Below are 21,129 nucleotides of genomic sequence, written 5' to 3' on the forward strand. Positions count from 1 at the left end.
GAAAAGGACCTGAGTTTTGCCGATTCCGCCTTTCTTTCTTTTAGGGCTAGAAAAAGGAATGAAAATGGAAAGGAGAAAGAAATTGAGCGGAGTTAGCGGAAAAATATATCAATTATGCGATTGGCTTATGAAATTGGTGTATGTAAATCTATTGTGGATCATATTTATGATGATGGGCTTATTTGTTTTTGGGTTCTTTCCTGCGACAACAGCGATGTTTGCGATTATCCGCAAATGGATCTTGCAGGATATGGAGGTTCCCGTATTTAAAACATTTTGGCAACAGTATAAGCAAGATTTTGTTCAGGCCAATTTGATTGGGTTGATAATGATTAGCATTGGCTTATTTTTATATGTTGACTTGCGTTTTTTTCAATCATCTCCCCATTTTTTCGTGCATATGATGGTATTTTTTATCTTTACTTTATTATTTATCTATTTCGTTGTTGCTTTGTATCTATTTCCGATTTTTGTTCATTATGACTTGAAAACTGTTGAGTATTTTAAATATGCCCTTATACTCTCTATTGCCCGTCCAATTCAAACCTTTTTTATGATTGCTGGTTTTCTAACTGTATTACTCATTTTTCGCTATATCCCAGGTTTAATCCCAATTTTATTTGGAAGTGTCATGAGCCTTATATTAATGAAGGTGGCATCCCTTTCCTTTGCTAATCCAATTCTAAATGAAAAAGAACTCTGCTAAATGAACGTTATCTATGGGATCATTTCGTTTTGAAAAAACAACTAGGATAAAGGAGAGAAATAATTTGCCTATTTATTTTAATAAAAAGACAAATGAATTTCATTTGCAAGGTGCAGAAGTTAGCTATATTTTTTATATCCTTCCAAATAATCAACTTGGACATTTATATTATGGAAGAAAAATTAAGCACAGGGAGTCTTTCGCTCATTTAGGGAAGATCAAAACGAGAGGAGCTGTTGCATCAGTATTCGAAGGAAATCGTGAATTTTCACTTGACCTAATTAAACAGGAATACCCTTCCTATGGTACGACAGATTTCAGGGAGCCAGCCTATCAAATTTTACAAGAAGATGGAAGTAGAATAACAGATTTTCAATATAAGGGACATCAAATTTTTAAAGGAAAACTGTCTCTCGAGGGGCTGCCTAGCACTTATGTTGAACATGACCATGAAGCAACCAGTCTGGCTATTTTCCTTTATGATGATTTATTAGAAGTGGAAATTCAGTTGCTTTATACCGTATATGAAGACTTCAACATTATTACCCGATCAGCCACCTTCACAAACGAAGGAAGACAAAATTTGCGTTTGACACGAGCAATGAGTATAAGTGTCGATTTTCCTGATTCAAAATTTGAGATGATTCACTTGTCTGGTTCTTGGGCCAGAGAACGACATGTGAAAATTCGCCCGTTAGAAAGTGGCATTCAGAGTATTACAAGTACAAGAGGAGCAAGCAGCTCGCAGCAAAATCCCTTTTTGGCATTAAAAAGAAAGCACACAACAGAGTTTCAAGGGGAGGTATTTGGGTTTAGCTTAGTCTATAGCGGAAACTTTCTCGCCCAAGTAGAAGTGGACCAGTTTGATGTTGCAAGAGTCATAATGGGTATTCATCCTTTCGATTTTTCTTGGTGCATAAAAGGCAATGAAAGCTTTCAAACCCCAGAAGTCGTCATGGTGTATTCGGATCAAGGTTTGAATGGAATGAGCCAAGCTTATCATCAACTATATCGAACAAGATTAGCAAGAGGACATTGGCGTGATAAAGAAAGACCAATATTAATGAATAATTGGGAAGCAACTTATTTTCATTTTAACGAAGACAAAATCATGGAGCTGGCAAAAGCATCAAAAGAGCTAGGTGTTGAGCTTTTTGTACTAGATGACGGATGGTTTGGGAAAAGAAATGATGCAACATCTTCTCTAGGTGATTGGTTTGTGAATGAAGAAAAGCTACCAAACGGTATAAGTGGTTTAGCAAAAAAAATAACGGAAATCGGTCTCATGTTTGGTCTTTGGTTTGAACCAGAAATGATTTCAAAGGAATCTCAGCTCTACAAGAAGCATTCAGATTGGTTAATCCATGTACCAAACCGTCATCTTTCTCATGGAAGATATCAGTTTGTTCTTGATTTTTCAAGAGAAGAAGTAGTCAATTTTATCTATAAAGTCATGGCAAATATGTTAGATGAAGCACCGATCTCCTATGTGAAATGGGATATGAATCGCTTTATGACAGAAATCGGTTCAGCCACACTTGCAATTGAAAGACAGCAGGAGGTAGCACATCGATATATATTGGGTGTATACAATTTATATGACCGGCTTACGAATCGATTTCCACACATTCTATTTGAATCCTGTGCAAGCGGAGGGGCAAGATTTGATCCAGCGCTCTTACAATATGCACCTCAAACATGGACGAGTGACAACACGGATGCAATAGAAAGATTGAAGATTCAATATGGAACGTCTTTTGTATACCCATTATCTTCTATGGGTGCACATGTATCAGTGGTTCCGAATCATCAAGTGAAGAGAATCACACCGCTAAAAACAAGAGCAAATGCTGCCTACTTTGGGGTATTCGGATATGAGCTCGATCTAACAAAATTAACCAATACGGAAAAAGAAGAAATAAAGAAGCAAATTCATTTTTACAAGGAAAATAGAGAACTGTTTCAATTCGGATCCTTTTATCGAATTAAAAGTCCATTTGAAGACGATGGAAATATTACCTGTTGGATTGTTGTTTCAAAAGATCAAAAAACAGCAATCGCAGCCTATTTCCAAGTGCTTGCCGTTCCAAATCCAGGCTTTCAACATTTCAAGCTTACTGGATTGAACCCAAGTTTTGAATACAAAATTGAAGGCTTTTCTGGCACCTATTATGGGGACGAATTGATGAATGCAGGATTTCGTTTAACCAATGAACACTTCGATACAAAAGTTGGATTAGAGAATCAAGGAGATTTTGGCTCCATTTTGTTTAAACTAATTAAGGTTTGATTTGTAAAAGCTTGAAAAATTCTTTCGATTCCATGCACCACGCTGATCATCAAAAGATTCTCCATTTTGGGCTTTATTCACCCAATCTGCCCTTTGGTTTGAGCATGACCGAAACGATCAAACCATGCTTATCTTTTTGCTAACTGTTCTTTCTGAAAAAGGATTTTCAAGGCTTCACATGGTAAGTATTGATCGATACGAAGGAATTGAATGCTTTCATGGATTAGGACAACTAACATCTGAACAGCTTATCCTGCTTTACCAGGAGGATTGTAAGCTTATACCGTTGAACAGATTGATGAAGCGAAAGCGGCTTAAATATATTAGATGGCAAGCTTGATCGATTTGAATGTGTGGGAATAGTCTGGTGGCTTGGCGGTGTTAATCTTACGGAGGATCGGTGGAGATGGGATGGCAGAAAATTGATTTCGAAAGGGTCGAGTTTGTGAAACATTTTTCTCATAAAATTTGCCAGTTTTTACAAAGGATTAATACTGAATTAATAATCACTCAATAATAAAGAGATAGAATCATAACTGTAAAGAAATTGAATAAGTTTTGCTTCTGTTTGGGCAGGAGTACATAGGAGAAAGCCCTTCTTAAGCTTATAGATGTACGAAACGTATGTATTTTTTATATGTACGGGAGAGGCATGTCTATGGCTTAATGGAGTGGCTTTTTTGTTGTGAAAAAAAGCGGAGGTGCATGCTGATTAGATGAAAAACACCTAAAAAACGGAAGTTTTTCAAATATAGAACAGCGTTATATTTGAGACCAAAAATGCCGATTTAGATAGGAGAGATCCAGTAATGCGTGTAAAGGCCATTGCTCATAGAGGTTATCCAGTAAAGTATCCTGAAAACACGTTATCTTCGTTCCAGGCAGCTTATGAACTTGGATTTAGTATTGTCGAGTTAGATGTTCATTTAAGTAAAGATGGGATTCCAGTGGTTATGCATGATCGTACGATCGATCGAATGACGAATGGAAAAGGCTTTGTTCAAGATTTTACGATGGCAGAGTTGAAAAGTTTTACTGTCAAAGGCGGCGAAAGAATTCCAACACTGGAAGAAGCACTAACTCTTTTAAAGGATCAAGCCATTGTCTCAATTGAGCTAAAGCAAGACGGTCAAGGTTATTTCGGTCTAGAAGAAGCCGTCCTACAAACTATAAAAAAATTGGATATGGTCAATCAAGTATATGTCATTTCATTTAACTTTGCGTCCATTGCGAAAATGCGGCAACTTTCTGACGAAATTGAATTGGGACCGATTATAGCTGTAGAAACACCATCTATTTTTCAATTAATTGAAGAAGTAAAGGCAAAATACTTAGCTATAAAAATAGACTGTTTAAGTGACAAGTATGTTATTGAATGTGAAAAAAGAGGAATCCAACTAATCATTTGGCCAGTGGATACAGAAGAGGAAATGAAACAGGTCCAGCGCTATCCGTCTGTATTAGGTACGACAAATGAATTGGAGCGCTTTGTTCAACTCTTCTATCAATATTAATGCAAGAAGATCTAAAACAGTGTAAGAAAGTAACTAATTATAGGAAGGGATGAGTATTTATATGAGAAATAAAAAATTAGGTATTATGGCAACGATCATGCTTAGCTGTTCCCTAGTTCTAGGAGCATGTTCATCAAAATCAAGCAGTACAGCTGAATCAAAAGAATCAAAAGAACCTCTTCAAGTGTGGGTTATGGGTGCAGAAGGACAAAGATTTAAAGAGTTTTTAAAAGGTTATGAGAAGGAACATGGTACTGAAGTGGACGTGCTAGCCATTCCTTGGGGGGATGCTCATGATAAACTGCTTACGGCAGTAGCTTCTGGAAAAGGTCCAGATGTTTTGCAGATTGGTAATACGTGGGTTCCGGAATTGGCAGAAGCAGGTACATTTTTAGATTTAACAGACAAAATAAAAGACTACCCGAATCTTAAACAAGATAATTTTTTTGAAAGCTCAACTTCTACGACTAAGTATAAAGACAAAATTTTAGCTATTCCATATATAATCGATACGCGTGTTTTATTTTACCGCACCGATTTATTAGCGAGTGTTGGTTTTCCAAAAGGACCCGAAACTTGGGATGACACAGTTAATGCTGCAAGTAAATTAGCAAAAAGCGGGCAAGGATTTTATGGAATCGACATTGACCAAAAAAGCAGCCATATCCCAATGATGTTCGCTTGGGAGCAAGGTTGGAACTATGACATTAAAAAGGGTGCTGATAATTTCAAAGACCCTAAATTTAAAAAGGCGATTGAACTATACAACCGTTTCTTTAAAGAAGGTATGGCTCAGCTAGAAGCAGGTAAGGAAACTGTTCAAGCATTTAACGATGGCACGAAACCGATGTTTATTAGCGGACCTTACATGGTTAAAACCATTCAAGAGCAGGCACCTGATATTAAAGGTAAATGGGATGTGAAGGTGATGCCAAAGGGTGAAACAAGCAATTCTATCGCCGGTGGTTCACATTTAGCTGTATTCAATAACACGGACCAAGTGAAAGAATCACTTGAATTTATCAACTATATGGCCGATCCAAAAACTCAAGTGGAATGGTATAAAGCTTCCTTCACCTTGCCGCCTGTTAAAAGTGCTTGGGATGATCCTGTTTTGGCTGAAGATCCGATTTTGAAGACATTTGGTAAACAAATTGAAATGACAAAAGCATTTCCAATGATTCCGGAATATGAAAATATGTCCAAAGAGTTGCTAAAAACATTAGAACAGATTAATCGTGGTGGAGAAGATATCGATAAAGCTTTAACAAACTACCAAACAGAAGTTAAGGACATTCTTTCTAAATAACCGCAGCTAGGTAAAACGGATTAATTTCTGAGAGTGCAAGCGGATTGTACTTGCACTCTGCTTCATTTGCTAGTGTTTTAGGAGGATGGAAATGTACAAAATTAAACATAGGATGGTGCCATTTTTCTTTATTGGTCCGTCTGTTCTACTACTCATTGTTTTTTCTATTATTCCCATTTTCGTTTCACTTGGGATTAGTTTTACGGATATGGATCTGGCTGGTCTAGCCAACTGGTCAAAAGTAAAGTTTATCGGACTGGAAAACTTTCGAGATTTGTTAACCGATAAGGTTTTTCTACAATCGATAGTAAACACTTTATTTTATGTGGTAATTGGTGTACCAATGGTCATTATTATTTCACTTGCCATTGCCTTGCTGTTGAATTACACAACGAATGCTTTATTTTCTGTATTTCGAGCAGTTTATTATATGCCCTCAATCACAAATATTGTCGCCGTGTCGGTTATCTGGAGCTATTTATACAATCAGAATTACGGACTATTCAATCGTTTGCTTGCCTTGGTTCATATTGATGCAGTACCGTGGCTTGAGCACCCACTGATAGCAAAATTATCACTCCTTTTGTTGGCAATTTGGAAGGGCATAGGGGTTGACATGATTATTTTCCTTGCTGCTCTGCAAGCTATTCCAAAAATGTACTATGAAGCAGCAGAAATAGATGGGGCTAATCATTGGCAGCAGTTATGGTACATCACGCTTCCATCTTTGCGTTATGCGATTTTTTTCGTTACGGTTACGAAGCTGATCGGCTGGCTGCAGTTCTTTGGAGAACCATTTGTCATGACGGGTGGTGGTCCGTTGAATGGTACACTTTCCACGGCACTGTTTATTTATCAGGAAGGTTTCGAATTCAGTAAATTTGGTTATGCGGCTGCAGCGTCTTTAGTACTGTTCGTATTGATCATCGTTGTGACACTTATTCAATTTAGATTTAGAAATTCAGATCAATCCATGTGAGGTGATATTGTGAAAACAAAAAATATATGGGAAAAGCAGTTCGTCACACTCATCCTAATAGTAGGCGGCGTACTCGTATCAATTCCATTTATTTGGATGATCCTCAGTTCGTTTAAAACAGAAAAAGAAGCACTTAATATTCCGCCGACTCTGTTTCCTCATAAGTTTACTTTTCAGCATTACATAGATTTGTTTCAAAAGCTGGACTTTGATGTTTATTTGATTAATACGTTAATCATTGTTTTTTTCTCCATGATTGGATTGGTATTGAATACATTGGCCGGTTACGGGTTTGCTAAGTATCAGTTTCGTGGAAAGGAAGCGTTGTTTATCATTGTGCTTTCTACCTTAATGATTCCCGACCAGGTGACGATGATCCCTACCTATCTAATAGTAAATGAAATGGGATTAACGAACACTTTGGCTGGCATTATTTTACCTGGGCTTGTTTCGGCGTTCAGCCTTTTTTTAATCCGACAGTTCATGACAACGATACCGAATGACTTAATTGAAGCAGCACGACTCGATGGTGCAGGGGAACTTTATATTTTCTTCAAAGTGGTTTTACCATTGTCAAAGCCAATTTTGGCTGTGCAAATTATCTTTACCTTTATTGGTTCCTGGAACAGCTTCTTATGGCCATTAATTATCGCAAATGATGATGCACTCTACACGTTGTCCGTTGGCTTGTCACTCTTAAAAGGTCAATATTCCACTGGCTTTGCCTTGCAAATGGCTGGCGCAACCTATATGGTTGTCCCAATCTTAATCATCTTTTCGATCTTTCAAAAATACATTGTCAAAGGGTTTAATATGACGGGTATTAAGTAATACAGTATTGAGTTTACTCAGGATCCTTCCATTTAAAAATAACTTTTACATAAAAGGAGAATGAAAATGGCTGACACTCAAGTAGGTTTACAGATGTATACACTACGACATGAAAGCGAAAAAGACTTTGTTGGTACACTAGAAATGGTGGCGAAAATGGGATTTCAAGGAGTTGAATTTGCTGGTTATTGGGGACTGACAACGAAAGAATTGAAAAGCACAATAGATGCTCTCGGATTACAGACTGCTTCAAATCACATTAAACTTACATTATTAGAAAATGAATTATCAAATGTGATTGATGATCAGCATGTACTAGAAAATAAACATATTGTCTGTCCATTTTTACCTTCTGAAAGAAGAAGTAAACAAGATTATTATGAATTGATTAAGGTATTAAATGATATAGGCAGAAAATGTGCCGAAGAAGGGATCACGTTGTCTTACCATAATCATGATTTTGAATTAATAGAGCTAGATAACGGGGAAAAACCACTTGAATTACTGCTTAAAGAAACCAATCCTGAGTGGGTAAAAGCAGAATTGGACATTTATTGGCTAACAAAGGCAGGAGAGGATCCTGTTGAATGGTTAAAGAGGTATCAAAACCGAACACCTCTTATCCATCTTAAGGATATGACGGTCGATGGGGAAAAGTTTTTTGCTGAATTAGGTACTGGGGGAGTGAATCTTGAGGGTGTTTTAAACGAAGGAAATCATTCGAATATAGAATGGTTGATTGTTGAACAAGATCAAACAAAACGTTCACCTATTGAAAGCATTGCTATGAGTATGAAGTATTTAAAAGAGAAATTCATCTTAATTTAATAATCTTAAATCATGTGTGAGAGGAAGTTTACTAGATGAAAAGGGTTCGAGTAGGCGTGGTTGGCTGCGGCAATATTAGTGATATTTACCTTGAAAATTGTGCGAAGTTTGACCATCTGGAAATGGTTACGTGTGCGGATCTTAACATGGAGCTAGCGAAGGAGAAAGCGGATAAATACAATATTCCAAATGTGTTTTCTGTTGAGAAACTATTATCTGATTCAAGGATTGATTTGGTAGTCAATCTAACCCCGCCTAGTGTCCATGCTGAAGTCTGCTTATGTGCACTGAATAGCGGCAAGCACGTTTATACGGAAAAACCGTTAGCAGTCTTACTTGAAGATGGGAAAAGAATAGTGGACACAGCTAGAGAAAAAGGACTATTAGTTGGTGCTGCGCCAGATACTTTTTTAGGTGCAGGAATCCAGACCTGTCAATGGCTTTTACAAAATGGAGAAATTGGAGAACCTGTTGCGGCAACTGCTTTTATGATGAAAGCAGGTCCTGAACAATGGCACCCTAATCCTGAATTTTTTTATCAAGTTGGGGGAGGGCCGTTGTTTGATATGGGGCCCTATTATTTAACCGTATTAACACAGCTTTTAGGACCTATAAAACGTGTGGCGGCTTCTGTTAATACCTCATTTAATGAACGAATAATACAAGTCGGTGAAAAAAAAGGGAAGAAGATAAATGTAAAGACCCCAACCCATCTTGCAGGAACACTAGATTTTGAGAATGGTGCCATTGCTACGATGATTACAAGCTTTGACGTTGTAGCTACAAGACTGCCATTTATTGAAGTTTATGGAACAGAAGGGACACTTGGAGTCCCTGATCCTAATAGATTTGAGGGACCTGTATGGCTGCGTAAAAAGGGAGAGGAGAATTGGAGTGAAATACCATTAATTTCTGGGAGTGTGGAAAATAGCAGAGGGATTGGAGTAGCTGACATGGCGTCCTCAATATTATACGGCACTCCTTTTAGAGCTAACGGAGAAAGGGCTTTTCATGTACTTGAAGCCATGCATGCCTTTCAGAAGTCTTCCCTTTCAAACAAACACTATCAATTACAAAGCACTTGTCAGCCATCACCTTTATTATCTAATAATCTTAACTTCGGATTATCGTTTGCCTAGCTTTTTTTCCTGAAAAAGGGAGAATGCTATATATTAAGTTAAGAAGTGCAATTCAAAGTACCTTTTACAGGAGGCAGAAATGGATTATCAAGCCTATGTACTAGATATCGATGGCACTTTAATAGAAGGAATGAAAGTACTTCCAGGTGCGATTGAATTAATCACAAGATTAAGATCTCAAGAAAAACAAATTTTACTTGTTACAAATTCACCGCTTTTAAACAAAACCGAAATAAGGGGCAAACTAAAGAGATTGGGGATCAAAGTGAATGAAGAGGAAATCTTAACGCCAATAGATGGTTTGCTTTATTATTTAGAACAAAAATCGAATAGAGACGGTGCTATTTTATCGATGACCGATCCCTTAATTGTAAAAGAATTAATAAAAAATAATATTGATTGCTTTCTGCCGACGGAATGGGATCAATTAAGTCCTATCTCACACGTGTTGGTTGGAATGCATGATACTTTAACGTATCAAGATCTTGTCATTGGATTGAAGGCTTTAGATCAAGGTGGAGAATTACTTGGAATGAATGCAGATTTATTTTGCCCTATAGATGGAGGCAGAAAGCCTGATAGTGGCGCCATTATTTCCTGTCTAGAGCTCACAAGTGGAAAATGCTGCACTTTTGTTGGAAAACCGACTATTTGGATGCAGCATATCATTAGGGAGCATCTTCAATATGATGTTAAGGATAGTTTATTTGTCGGTGATTCTTTGTTGACTGATATTAAAATAGGGGCAGAGCTAAATATGGATACTCTGCTTGTTAAAACGGGTGTTCAATCCTTTGCTAATGGAATAAATAAACAGATCAGGCCGAAATATGAATTGCCTACATTAGAACACGCTTTGAAAAGAATGGAATGTCAAATCTAGAAAACGAGACGTGAAATGGCTTCAGTTAATAGATGACTGAATGGACTATTTGTCATAGTTTGGTAGCTAAAACATCTGAAAATAATGGATGGAAGGGATCTGATAAGAGTGTTTCAAAACAGCGGCACGATTGCCTCTATACATAACGAGGACGGCTTGTTCAAAGCTATTTCAAACGAGAAAGTCCAAATATTATTTTTGATGAATGGTGATCTATTAACAATGGCAAAGGTTGTTAATAAAATTCATGATGCAGGCAAAAAAGTTTTTTCACATGTCGATTTCATTAAAGGGCTAAATCCAGATTCTACAGGAATGAAATTCGTTTCAGATGTGATCAAGCCTGATGGCATTATCAGTACAAGAGGAAACGTGATTCAAAATGCAAAGAAATACGACTTGATGACTGTTCAAAGGCTTTTTTTAATCGATAGTCATGCGTTAGCTTCCGGGGTAAAAAGTATCCATACTAGTTCCCCGGATGCAGTTGAGGCGATGCCAGGTTTGATTCCGAGAGTGATCAAGGAGCTGACCAAGCAAACAAATATCCCAGTCATTTCAGGTGGCTTATTTAAAACGAAGGAAGAAATGTTTTTGGCCCGAGAAGCAGGGGCGGTGGCAGTTTCCTCTGGGAATCCAGAATTATGGTGAAGAAATCATAGATTTTAAGATTATTAGATGTTAAATAGATCAAAAATGAATAGATTATATCCCAAAGAAAACACAAGAATGACAAGCGTCCGAATTTTTTTAATAGCCACAGAGAGGGGAATTTATTTTGGCATCACTTACCTTTAATCATATAAAGAAAAGTTATGGAGAGGATTTGACCGTAAAGGATTTTCATTTAGAGGTAAAAGATAAAGAGTTTATTGTCTTAGTTGGCCCTTCAGGGTGTGGAAAATCGACTACTTTACGAATGATTGCTGGGCTTGAAGAAATTTCAGAGGGGGAGTTGTTCTTAGGCGATAAGCTGATCAATCATGTTTCCCCTAAGGATCGGGATATTGCCATGGTCTTTCAAAACTATGCCCTTTATCCTCATATGAATGTATACCAAAACATGTCATTTGGATTGAAATTAAGAAAATTACCGAAAAATGAGATTCATCAAAGGGTAACAGAAGTGGCCAGAATTTTGGAAATCGAACATCTCCTTAACCGTAAGCCTAAGGCACTGTCAGGTGGTCAAAGACAACGAGTTGCCCTTGGGAGGTCGATTGTTAGAAATCCAAAAGTCTTTTTAATGGACGAGCCATTATCAAATTTGGATGCAAAATTACGAACTTCAATGAGAACGGAAATCATCAAGCTGCATAAAAAATTAGAAGCAACCATTGTTTATGTTACCCATGATCAAACTGAAGCTATGACAATGGGAGATCGAATTGTGGTAATGAAGGATGGAGAAATACAGCAAGTCGCAACTCCATATGACATTTATCATTCACCTGCTAATAAGTATGTAGCTGGATTTATCGGAGCTCCAAGTATGAATTTTATTGATGGCACAATTGAAGAAATCAACGGGCACATTAAATTCATAAGTGATGGCTTTACATTCATGATTCCAGAAGAAAAAAGCCAAGAATTAAAAAAAGGATATGGTATTGGTAAGAAAGTTATTCTAGGCATTCGGCCTGAAAATATCGATTTAAGCTCGAACCAAGACCCAACGGCCATTCATTTTAAAGTAATGATCGAAGTGGTAGAAAATATGGGCCCAGAGCTGAATTTATATGTGAAAAAAGGAGAGCAATCGTTAATCGCAAGAGTAAAAGAAGATATTAAAGTGAAAGCAGGTCAAACCATTTCCTTATCTTTTCATATGAATCATGCTCATTTTTTTGATGCTGAAACGGAAAAAGCGATCTAAAAGAACAAAGTTTACGTGCGAGATGGAAGCGAAGAAGCTGTGGCGTTTCAGCCTGTTTCAGCTTCTTCACATGGTAATAGAATGTTGTAACCAACTGGTCTTGATAACCAGAAAAAATTATCCTTTCCTCCAATTGATAGAGCCGAATCCACTATGGGGATGTACTCTACAAACCGATTTTCTATATTCTTTTTCTAATTCTGCTAACGTTAATTCATATAAATGACCATCCTCTTGATCAATGCCTAAACGAATTAGTTTATTAATTAAGCTATTACGTTGTTTCGCTGCATTTTCCATTTTCATTTTCCCCCTAAAATATAGAATGATATCGTTTCATTTTAAGCGTATACAGTGGCTTTATTTCATCTTCCCGATCGGATAACTTAGTTTAATGATCATAAAAAAACTTTCCTCAAAATAAGAGAAAAGACTGACTAGTACATGTTTTCTCTTATCTTTCAGGTTTGAACCTGCTGGATTTGGCACAGTTCTTTATCGAAAAGTCTGTTGCCGAAGTGTCATAGGGCCAGTCCCTCCACCTCTCTTGATAAGATATTTAGTTGATCGATTTCATTTGATAAATTGAGATTAATATACACCTGCAAAATCAATAAGTCAATCCTTTCTCTTTAAAAAATAGATTTAATTTTTAAAAAATGATACTTGTATTTTATTCCAAAGAGTAGTAATGTTGATTTAACCGATAAATTAAATAGGAATTAAAAATATGAATGGAGGAACAAAAATGACTAATAAAGTAACAAATATCGCAACGAATCTAACACAATTGATTGGTAACACTCCATTGCTAGAGCTAGTCAGCTTTAATGAAGAAAACAAAGTGGGAGCAAAAATCGTAGCCAAACTAGAGTACTTCAACCCTGCTGGCAGTGTGAAAGATAGAATTGGATTTGCCCTGATAAAAGATGCAGAGAGCAAGGGACTTATCAATAAGGACTCAGTGATTATTGAACCTACAAGTGGAAATACGGGTGTAGCTCTAGCTTTTGCAGCTGCAGCATTAGGATACAAACTCATTATTACCCTTCCAGAGAGCTTTAGCATTGAGCGAAGAAAACTTCTAATTGCATTAGGAGCAGAGCTCGTTCTTACACCTGCTGTAGACGGTATGCCTGGTGCGATCAAAAAAGCTGAAGAACTTGCTGCGAAGACTCCAAATTCGTATATACCTCAGCAATTTAAAAATCCAGCCAATCCAGAAATACATAAAAAAACTACAGCGGAAGAAATTTGGAAGGATACAGATGGAGAGGTAGACATTTTTGTAGGTGGGGTTGGTACGGGAGGTACCATTAGTGGAGTAGGAGAAGTTTTAAAAGAGAGAAAAAGCTCTGTTCAAATCATTGCGGTAGAACCTTTTAGCTCACCTGTACTTTCTGGTGGAACAAAGGCCCCTCATAAAATTCAAGGGATTGGACCTGGCTTTGTGCCAGATAATTTCAATCGTTCTGTAGTTGACGAAATTTTTACAGTAAAAGATGAAGAAGCCTTTGAAGCAGCTAGGTTGCTAGCAAGAAGTGAAGGGCTTGTAGTAGGCATTTCCTCTGGAGCAGCAGCATTTGCAGCGGTTCAAATTGCTAAGAGACCTGAAAATGCAGGCAAAACGATTGTCGTTTTACTTCCTGACACAGGAGAAAGATATTTATCCACAGCATTATTTCCAGCAGAATAGATAAGTGGAATTGAGTGGAGATTGAAAAAAATCTGTCTTGTTATATAAAAAAACAATATAAAAGCAATTGAAGAAAGCTCTTCTTAAGCTATAGATGTACGACTTGAATATATTTTTATATTCGGGAGGTGTGTCTATAGTTTAATGAAGCAGCTTTTTTGATGTTGTGCGAAAAAAGGGTCATTGAGGTGCATGTTTTTATGATTTCATCACATTAAGCTCTGGACATGTTATCTAATTCAAAAAGGGTTGAAGGCAAAAGATGTAGAATAATAGTATTAGATTTTTCCAATAAGCAAACAAGGTATGCTTAACGAACATATATTATTTATTAGCCAATAATAAGGAGTCTGGTTTAAGTGATTGATAAAGATTTGTTTGTTAAGGATGAAGGAGAGACCTTTCCAGGAAAAACATTTAAACAAGAACTATTAAAACCTATTTTTTATGATCAAAGAGATTTTTTATTTGATGCGATGTTTTCTTTACATAAATCGCATGTAATCATGTTGCTTGAACAAGGAATCTTGGAAGAAAAAGAAGCAAGAAAGATCCTAGAGGGAGTAATTGGATTAACAAAATTAAATAAGAATGAATTGACCTATGACCCAAATTACGAAGATCTGTTTTTTTTAGTGGAAGCGAAATTAGGTGAAATGGTCGGGCATGAAATGGCAGGGAAGATGCACATTGCCCGTAGTCGTAATGACATGGGTGAGGGAATGTATAGAGTTATCATTAGAAAACATATATTGACTATTATTAACTATGTGAATGATTTAAGTGACGCATTAATTGAACAAGCTGAAAATCATATTGAAACGATTATGCCAGCTCATACTCATACCCAGCCGGCCCAGCCAACCACGTTAGGTCATTATTTAATGGCCATTTTTGATAATTTACAACGAGATCAAGAACGGTTATGGAATGCTTTTTATACCGTTAACCAATCACCATTAGGAGCAGTTGCTATAACGACAACAGGATTCCCAATTAATCGCTCGCGTGTTGCTGAATTATTAGGCTTCAATGGACTTATTGAAAATTCTTATGATGCGATTGCAACAGGAGATTATTTATTAGAGAGTGCACAAGCCATTGTTAGTTTAATGGTAAATATGGGTCGTTGGATTCAAGAGTTTCTTCGATTCTCAACTCATGAGGTTGGATTACTAGTTGTTGCAGATCCATACGTACAAATTTCAAGTATCATGCCACAAAAGAGGAACCCTGTGTCCATTGAACATTCCAGGGCACTGGCTAGTAGTTCTGTAGGAGAAGCAATGGCAGTTATTCATATGCTGCATAATACTCCATATGGAGATATTGTTGATACAGAAGATGACTTGCAGCCACATATTTATAAAAGCTATCAAAAAGGTACTCGAGTGTTGAAGCTTATGTATGCTGTGATCAGAACGATGAAAGTGAATGTAGAGCATATTGCCAATGATGCACGAAAGCATTTAATTACCATTACAGAAATGGCTGATGTATTAACTCGTGAACATGGCTTATCTTTTAGACAGTCTCACCATATAGCCTCTAAAATTTCAAAACAATCACTAGTAAAAAATAGAGAGCTATATGAATGGCCATTGGAAGAAATTAACGAAATTTTATCGGATCATGGAATACAATTATCCAAAGATGAATGGGAAAGTATCACTGATCCTAGGATTTTTGTCCAAAGGCGTTCTATTTGTGGAGGACCAAGTCCGAAAGAAGTAAGGCGGATGATTGAAGAACGAAAAATAGTAATGATGAATAAAAGAAAAAAATATGCAGAAATCAGCAGTGGATTGGAACAAACAGAAAAAATGCTAGATCATCTAGTTGATTCGCTTATTAATTAAAGGCGAGCATGGATCCCCACGCTCGCTTTACATTCTTTATCGTTCCGCCAATACATCCGCAAAAGCCTTTGCGTACGGTGGAAGATCGGGTGGACGGCGGCTTGAAATGATGTGGCCGTCAACTACAACAGGCTTATTATGCCAAATAGCGCCCGCATTTTCCATGTCATCTCTAATGCCAGGTGTACTCGTTACATTGACACCTTGAAGAATTTTGGCTGAAATAAGCACCCAGCCAGCATGACAAATTTGTCCAATAGGTTTTTTATGCTCATGAATATAACGAACCATGTCCAAAACTTCAGGATAGCGGCGCAATTTATCTGGCGCCCAGCCTCCAGGTACGAGAATCGCATCATATTCAGATACTTGTATATCTGAGAAAGCATAGTCGGATACAGCGGGCACTCCATATTTTCCAATATATGTTTCGTTAGCTTTTTCTCCAACTAAATGAACCGTTGCCCCTTCCTCCTGAAGACGCAGCACTGGATACCAAAGCTCCAAATCCTCAAAATCAGGACTAACAAGCGCAATAACCTTTTTATTTTCTAAACGCATCCCAAACACCTCCAAGGCTAAGTATAGCATTTTTTGAAGGGATCATAAAAAGAGTGACACTTGTTAAGTGAAGCGTTATAAAATGAAAGCTTACATTTTAATTACATAAAGTAAGGGAATAAAAACGATTAATAATAATATAAACCACCATGAATCTGTGAAATCATTCTGTTTTAATTTTTCCATTTACTTAACCTCACTTTTAACAAACAAATGGCTTTGTTTATCGTTTAACTCGCAGATGTATTTTTGGCTTCAACAGGCAACGCCACTTTAATTTTCGCTTTTCCACTCCATGAAAAATTTGTCCACATTCGCAATACTTTTTCAACTGGTCCATAAGTAAAATATTTTAAATAAACATAGCTTCCAGCCAGCTGTAATCCATAAATCCCTAGACATAATGCAATCCCTGGAATCACGCCTAATTTACCAAAATAGCCAAAGCCGTAGCCATAGAAAATAGTTGTACAAATAACGGTTTGCAGTAAATAATTACTTAGCGATAGTTTTCCTACACATTCAAATGCTTTCATTAGGATTGTTCTTTTGAAGTTTGTAAAGAGCCATGCAAATCCAAAAATATAGCCAACTGACAGCAAATTTGCTCCTAACATATGCGCTGAACCAGCCCATCCTGCGTTGGGAAAGAGATAATAACTGCTTTTTAGCAATAAGCTCAGTGGGATAAGAATGATCGCGGTTGTTCGATAAAGCTGTTTTTCTTTTCTTAGTTCATAAAACCAATTTTTTTTCGCCGCGTACATCCCAAGTAAAAATAAAGCTGCTGTTGCAAGAGGAGATAACAGAAAGAAAACGAGAAACATGTACTCTGGTAACTCTAAAGGATCCGCATTATTTCGAAAATCTTTAACTTGCTCGTACGTCCCGCTTCCATAAGTTTGCACGCTATCTTTCACATAATTTAGTAATGTTTGCTTGTTTATAAATCCTTCCATACCTTCACTGGCAGCTCCGTACCCAGCTAGTGTTGAGATTAGTAAAAAAAGAACCGTCCAAATCATCACCGTTTTAAGTTTTCTATTTAGAAAGATTAATAAAAAGAATCCCATCATTCCATAAAAAGTTAATATATCCCCTTCCCATAAAAAGGTTCCATGTAAAATACCTAGAGTAAATAGTAGTAAAAACCTGCGAATAAAATATCGTTTTACCTTTAAATTCTTTCGTTCTAAGCTTTCTTTCATTTTTATCATCGAGTAGCCGAATAAAAAGGTGAAAATGGGCATAAAGCTTCCTTCCACAACAATTTTTAAAAATAAATAAGCAGCTGTATCTGGAGCTGATAATGAAAAAAATTCAATCGTATCCTTCCCCCAGATACCGTATTGGAAAATCAGCATATTTGCTAATAAAATACCAACTAAGCTAAACCCTCGCATACTATCTATAACGACAACACGTCCTGTGTGTTTTATCATCTTACTTCATTCTCCTTACCTTTTAGATAGCTTCAGTGTATAATAGCTTCCTTTCATGCACATAACCTCAATATTATCATTACATAAACGATTTCCAATTTTGTTAATCTTTTCGTAATGTTCCTATGATAGGATGAATATCGAGGTGAACATATTGAATACTGAAACAATTTTACTAGTAGATGATGAAGTAGCGATTGTGAAAATGATCGAAACGGTACTTAGAAAAGAAGGTTACCAACATATATATATAGCTCATAATGCGAATGACGCTCTCCATGTTTTAAATAAGCATTCGATCGATATAATTATTTTGGATGTGATGCTGCCTGATCAAAGCGGTTTTGATATTTGTCCAAAAATAAGAGAAATTTCAAACGCTTATATACTTTTTTTAACAGCAAAGGTATCAGATTTAGATGTTTTAACAGGCTTTGCGATCGGCGGGGATGACTATGTAACGAAGCCCTTTAATCCACTTGAAATTGCCGCTAGAATTAAAGCGTATTTTAGGAGAAGCCAGGGTATTATTCCGGTAATAAAAGAAGTCAAATCACCTAAGCGCTATGAATTTGATCGTTTTATCGTCGATGAAGATGCTGGCGAATTGATCGTCGATGGGCAAGCTGTTCCATGTCCAGCACAGGTATTTCTCCTTTTACTCCATTTTTGTAAAAATATGAACATGGTATTATCTAAATCCCAATTGTTAGAAGCAGTATGGGGAATGAATCAATTTGTTGATGAGAATACAGTGACTGTACATATTAGACGAATACGAGAACGCATTGAACAAAATCCAAGCGATCCCCGTTATTTAATCACGGTGCGCGGACTTGGCTATAAATTCGTTCAAGGTGAAAAAGCATGAAATCAATCAAACGCCGATTGACTGTTCATTTTTCACTTCAATTTATCGCTATGTTTATATCGATTTTTATTATTTTAGTCGTATTACTTTTTGTTTTGATTCTAAATATTGTTAAATATGACATGGATCGAGACTTTACATCAGGGGCTCTTGATTTTTTAGCCACTGACACAACCGTTGAAAATGGAAAAGCCACCATATCTAGAGGACTAGAGAAAAAGTTACGTGAAGAGAATATGTGGTTTCAAGTTGTCAATGAACAGGGGAAAGTCATAGGTGCAGTGAATACACCAAAAGAGCTGCCTAAAAAATATAATGTGGCTGAATTGCTGCAAATGGAAGAAACGAAACAATATTTAGATTATAGTGTCGAATCTCAATATGAGAGTTTTATGGTTGAGCCAACTTACTATATTCTTGGATATAAAAATGGCTTGCAACAACAATTGTATACATTATTTAAGGAATATAGTGCAAATGGACTAGTGAAAAAAGAAGATGTGCCAAACCTTTTAACAGCATTACAAAATAAAAAGGCTTCTCTTCAAATCATCGATCAAGATGGAAAACTAATTGAGTCATTTGGTCGAGAAAAAGAAAAGGAAAATTATAAACCGCTCGATGTGATTTCTCGAAAAATGGAGCATGGAAAAAATTATACTTCTGCAACGGTATATCATGACACGAAAACGAACTATTCATGGATCATGCACACACCAAATAAGCATGGCGATTTGACCGAAGAATCTACTATCAAAAAATTTTTTGTTGGAACTATAATCGTTGCGGCAACCATATTGCTCATCACGATTCTTTTTTCCGTTTGGAATGCCTTTCGCTACGGTGGTCCCCTGCTTTTTTTTACAAGCTGGCTTGAGCGAATGGGGAGGGGAAAATATTCTGAAGTTCTAACGGAAAAAGAACGCAAGAAAATTTTCCGTAAGAAAAGTGGGAAAGTGCGGTTCCAGTATCGATTGTATGCTGAAGTCATCAACGCCTTTTATGATATGGCGGAGCGACTAAGCCGTGCCGAAACAGAACGTAAGCAATTAGAGAAAACACGTGAAGAATGGATGACGGGGATATCACATGATTTGCGTACACCGCTTTCTACCATACAAGGATACGGCCATCTGCTTGAAAGCGGTCAATATGAATGGTCCGAGATAGAGCTAAAAGAAATAGGGGGAACCATTCGCCAAAAAGGGGAATACATGCTTGGATTAGTGGAAGATTTTTCACTAGCTTTTAAGTTGAAGAACAATGCACTAGCGCTAAATGTTGAAAAAGTAAACGTTCATAAGCTCGTTCAACGCATCGTTTTAAAGTTTGTGAATGACCGCATGATTGAAAATGTGACGTTTTCTTTTGAACAAGACCCTGCAGCAGCATTTATTGAAGCGGATCAAAGATGGTTTGAGCGTATGCTGGATAATTTATTATTCAATGCCATCAAGCATAACCCGCCAAATACTCATATTGACATACGGACAAAAACCGAAGAAGAGTATGTCAAAATCATTATTTCCGATAACGGTGTCGGCATGGATGAAGAAACGAGAGCTAAACTATTTGATCGCTATTATCGCGGGACAAATACAAATGAACAAACAGAAGGGGCGGGTCTTGGTATGAGCATTGCCAAAGCGATTTCTCAGCTCCATCACGGTGAGATTTATGTGGAATCAACGGTAAATATAGGTACAAAGATTACTTTGCAATTTCCAATAATATAAAAAAGGCAGCGGAGAAAAATTGGTTTTTCTCTGCTACCTTATATTTAAATTCTTCGTCTTGAAAGATAAGTCATTCAAGAATCCTACTGACACTATTTCAGGATGGGAGTGTCAATTGATCTCTAATTCTAAATAATCGCCAACTTTTTCTTCCGTTTTTTTCAGCTTCTCATTCAAAACATTTTCTTCTAAAACGGAGAATTTATCACCATATACTCTTGTAATATGCTGTTCTCCCCAAGCGCATAGAGAATCGAGAATAGTGCTTAAGCTCCATCCATATTCACTGAGCTCATATTCGACCTTTGGAGGAACTTGATTATAAATAATGCGATTAATTACTCCATCATCCTCAAGTTCACGCAGCTGCTGGGTAAGCATTTTTTGTGTAATGTTAGGCATCAGCCTCTTTAATTCACTCGTCCGCTTTTTGCCATGGGTTAAATGACAAAGAATTACACATTTCCATTTTCCTCCGATTACCTCAAGAGTGGCTTCGACAGAAATATTGTATTTTTTCATTTGCAACCGACCTCCATATATAAAATCTTATAATGCTTTATTCCGAAAATCTATAGGAACTTTATAGTGCCTATGTTACTAAAAAGT

20 protein-coding genes and 1 riboswitch are annotated in these 21,129 nt (G+C 36.9%); of the genes, 16 read left to right on the forward strand and 4 right to left on the reverse strand.

Features of this window, described 5'->3' with window-relative positions:
- The first annotated feature begins 82 nt into the window (after positions 1-82).
- The 12 genes from FDO66_RS03505 to FDO66_RS03555 all read left to right on the forward strand — a co-directional run bounded on the left by FDO66_RS03505 (position 83) and on the right by FDO66_RS03555 (position 12,355).
- Positions 83-706 carry a YesL family protein gene (locus tag FDO66_RS03505; RefSeq protein ID WP_181444430.1) on the forward strand — a complete coding sequence of 208 codons (624 nt, stop codon included), beginning with the start codon at positions 83-85 and terminating at the stop codon, positions 704-706.
- Between the two features lie 64 nt (positions 707-770).
- Entirely contained in the window at positions 771-2,996 is a 2,226-nt protein-coding gene (locus FDO66_RS03510) for an alpha-galactosidase (protein WP_141431011.1), read from the forward strand.
- Between the two features lie 124 nt (positions 2,997-3,120).
- The gene (locus FDO66_RS20705) at positions 3,121-3,336 is read left to right on the forward strand and encodes a hypothetical protein (protein ID WP_181444431.1); all 216 of its coding nucleotides are present in this window, start codon (positions 3,121-3,123) and stop codon (positions 3,334-3,336) included.
- 469 nt (positions 3,337-3,805) lie between these two features.
- Positions 3,806-4,510, forward strand: coding sequence for a glycerophosphodiester phosphodiesterase (locus FDO66_RS03515; protein ID WP_141431012.1), 705 nt, complete (start codon positions 3,806-3,808; stop codon positions 4,508-4,510).
- Between the two features lie 61 nt (positions 4,511-4,571).
- On the forward strand, positions 4,572-5,819 hold the full coding sequence (locus tag FDO66_RS03520; RefSeq protein WP_141431013.1) for a sugar ABC transporter substrate-binding protein: 1,248 nt from the start codon (positions 4,572-4,574) through the stop codon (positions 5,817-5,819).
- 91 nt (positions 5,820-5,910) lie between these two features.
- Positions 5,911-6,798 (forward strand): carbohydrate ABC transporter permease, encoded by an 888-nt coding sequence (locus FDO66_RS03525; protein ID WP_141431014.1) that lies wholly within the window; start codon positions 5,911-5,913, stop codon positions 6,796-6,798.
- 9 nt (positions 6,799-6,807) lie between these two features.
- A complete protein-coding gene (locus tag FDO66_RS03530) occupies positions 6,808-7,629 on the forward strand; it encodes a carbohydrate ABC transporter permease (RefSeq protein ID WP_258535555.1) in 822 nt (273 codons plus the stop codon).
- Positions 7,630-7,695: 66 nt separating this feature from the next.
- Complete coding sequence (locus FDO66_RS03535; protein ID WP_141431015.1) at positions 7,696-8,457, forward strand: sugar phosphate isomerase/epimerase family protein; 762 nt, start codon at positions 7,696-7,698, stop codon at positions 8,455-8,457.
- A 35-nt stretch (positions 8,458-8,492) separates the two neighbouring features.
- A complete protein-coding gene (locus FDO66_RS03540) occupies positions 8,493-9,596 on the forward strand; it encodes a Gfo/Idh/MocA family protein (RefSeq protein WP_141431016.1) in 1,104 nt (367 codons plus the stop codon).
- Between the two features lie 79 nt (positions 9,597-9,675).
- A complete protein-coding gene (locus FDO66_RS03545; RefSeq protein ID WP_141431017.1) occupies positions 9,676-10,479 on the forward strand; it encodes an HAD-IIA family hydrolase in 804 nt (267 codons plus the stop codon).
- 108 nt (positions 10,480-10,587) lie between these two features.
- Positions 10,588-11,130, forward strand: coding sequence for a glycerol-3-phosphate responsive antiterminator (locus FDO66_RS03550; RefSeq protein ID WP_181444432.1), 543 nt, complete (start codon positions 10,588-10,590; stop codon positions 11,128-11,130).
- Between the two features lie 127 nt (positions 11,131-11,257).
- Positions 11,258-12,355 carry an ABC transporter ATP-binding protein gene (locus FDO66_RS03555; RefSeq protein WP_141431019.1) on the forward strand — a complete coding sequence of 366 codons (1,098 nt, stop codon included), beginning with the start codon at positions 11,258-11,260 and terminating at the stop codon, positions 12,353-12,355.
- Between the two features lie 117 nt (positions 12,356-12,472).
- Here FDO66_RS03555 and FDO66_RS03560 read toward each other — a convergent pair whose 3' ends face one another.
- Positions 12,473-12,655 (reverse strand): Fur-regulated basic protein FbpA, encoded by a 183-nt coding sequence (locus tag FDO66_RS03560; protein WP_258535557.1) that lies wholly within the window; start codon positions 12,653-12,655, stop codon positions 12,473-12,475.
- A 151-nt stretch (positions 12,656-12,806) separates the two neighbouring features.
- Positions 12,807-12,912, reverse strand: a riboswitch (SAM riboswitch).
- 191 nt (positions 12,913-13,103) lie between these two features.
- On the opposite strand from FDO66_RS03560, the gene cysK reads away from it, so the two are divergent.
- Together cysK and argH are read left to right on the forward strand one after the other, a co-directional pair.
- On the forward strand, positions 13,104-14,051 hold the full coding sequence (cysK, locus tag FDO66_RS03565; protein WP_141431021.1) for a cysteine synthase A: 948 nt from the start codon (positions 13,104-13,106) through the stop codon (positions 14,049-14,051).
- A 359-nt stretch (positions 14,052-14,410) separates the two neighbouring features.
- Positions 14,411-15,910 carry an argininosuccinate lyase gene (argH, locus tag FDO66_RS03570; protein WP_258535559.1) on the forward strand — a complete coding sequence of 500 codons (1,500 nt, stop codon included), beginning with the start codon at positions 14,411-14,413 and terminating at the stop codon, positions 15,908-15,910.
- Positions 15,911-15,946: 36 nt separating this feature from the next.
- On the opposite strand, the gene FDO66_RS03575 is transcribed toward argH, so the two are convergent.
- Positions 15,947-16,471 carry a type 1 glutamine amidotransferase domain-containing protein gene (locus FDO66_RS03575; protein ID WP_141431022.1) on the reverse strand — a complete coding sequence of 175 codons (525 nt, stop codon included), beginning with the start codon at positions 16,469-16,471 and terminating at the stop codon, positions 15,947-15,949.
- A gap of 230 nt (positions 16,472-16,701) precedes the next feature.
- Complete coding sequence (locus FDO66_RS03580; protein ID WP_141431023.1) at positions 16,702-17,913, reverse strand: DUF418 domain-containing protein; 1,212 nt, start codon at positions 17,911-17,913, stop codon at positions 16,702-16,704.
- A gap of 154 nt (positions 17,914-18,067) precedes the next feature.
- Here FDO66_RS03580 and FDO66_RS03585 point away from each other — a divergent pair, with 154 nt between their 5' ends.
- Positions 18,068-18,784, forward strand: a complete 717-nt coding sequence (locus tag FDO66_RS03585; RefSeq protein ID WP_141431024.1) for a response regulator transcription factor — start codon at positions 18,068-18,070, stop codon at positions 18,782-18,784.
- Positions 18,781-20,520, forward strand: a complete 1,740-nt coding sequence (locus FDO66_RS03590; RefSeq protein WP_141431025.1) for a sensor histidine kinase — start codon at positions 18,781-18,783, stop codon at positions 20,518-20,520. Before FDO66_RS03585 ends, FDO66_RS03590 begins: the two co-directional genes overlap by 4 nt.
- 111 nt (positions 20,521-20,631) lie before the next feature.
- Here the strand turns inward: FDO66_RS03590 and FDO66_RS03595 are convergent, their stop codons facing one another.
- Positions 20,632-21,048 (reverse strand): winged helix-turn-helix transcriptional regulator, encoded by a 417-nt coding sequence (locus tag FDO66_RS03595; RefSeq protein ID WP_141431026.1) that lies wholly within the window; start codon positions 21,046-21,048, stop codon positions 20,632-20,634.
- Positions 21,049-21,129 lie beyond the last annotated feature (81 nt).

The organism is Bacillus sp. 03113, from assembly GCF_006546985.1.
Lineage (GTDB): Bacteria > Bacillota > Bacilli > Bacillales > Cytobacillaceae > VATK01.

Excerpts from the sequence above, each read along its gene's own strand:
- FDO66_RS20705 (WP_181444431.1), top strand. The coding sequence starts at position 3,121 with ATGCTTATCTTTTTGCTAACTGTTCTTTCTGAAAAAGGATTTTCAAGG.
- FDO66_RS03515 (WP_141431012.1), top strand. The coding sequence starts at position 3,806 with ATGCGTGTAAAGGCCATTGCTCATAGAGGTTATCCAGTAAAGTATCCT.
- FDO66_RS03520 (WP_141431013.1), top strand. The coding sequence starts at position 4,572 with ATGAGAAATAAAAAATTAGGTATTATGGCAACGATCATGCTTAGCTGT.
- FDO66_RS03525 (WP_141431014.1), top strand. The coding sequence starts at position 5,911 with ATGTACAAAATTAAACATAGGATGGTGCCATTTTTCTTTATTGGTCCG.
- FDO66_RS03535 (WP_141431015.1), top strand. The coding sequence starts at position 7,696 with ATGGCTGACACTCAAGTAGGTTTACAGATGTATACACTACGACATGAA.
- FDO66_RS03540 (WP_141431016.1), top strand. The coding sequence starts at position 8,493 with ATGAAAAGGGTTCGAGTAGGCGTGGTTGGCTGCGGCAATATTAGTGAT.
- FDO66_RS03545 (WP_141431017.1), top strand. The coding sequence starts at position 9,676 with ATGGATTATCAAGCCTATGTACTAGATATCGATGGCACTTTAATAGAA.
- FDO66_RS03560 (WP_258535557.1), bottom strand. The coding sequence starts at position 12,655 with ATGGAAAATGCAGCGAAACAACGTAATAGCTTAATTAATAAACTAATT.
- cysK (WP_141431021.1), top strand. The coding sequence starts at position 13,104 with ATGACTAATAAAGTAACAAATATCGCAACGAATCTAACACAATTGATT.
- FDO66_RS03575 (WP_141431022.1), bottom strand. The coding sequence starts at position 16,471 with ATGCGTTTAGAAAATAAAAAGGTTATTGCGCTTGTTAGTCCTGATTTT.
- FDO66_RS03580 (WP_141431023.1), bottom strand. The coding sequence starts at position 17,913 with ATGATAAAACACACAGGACGTGTTGTCGTTATAGATAGTATGCGAGGG.
- FDO66_RS03590 (WP_141431025.1), top strand. The coding sequence starts at position 18,781 with ATGAAATCAATCAAACGCCGATTGACTGTTCATTTTTCACTTCAATTT.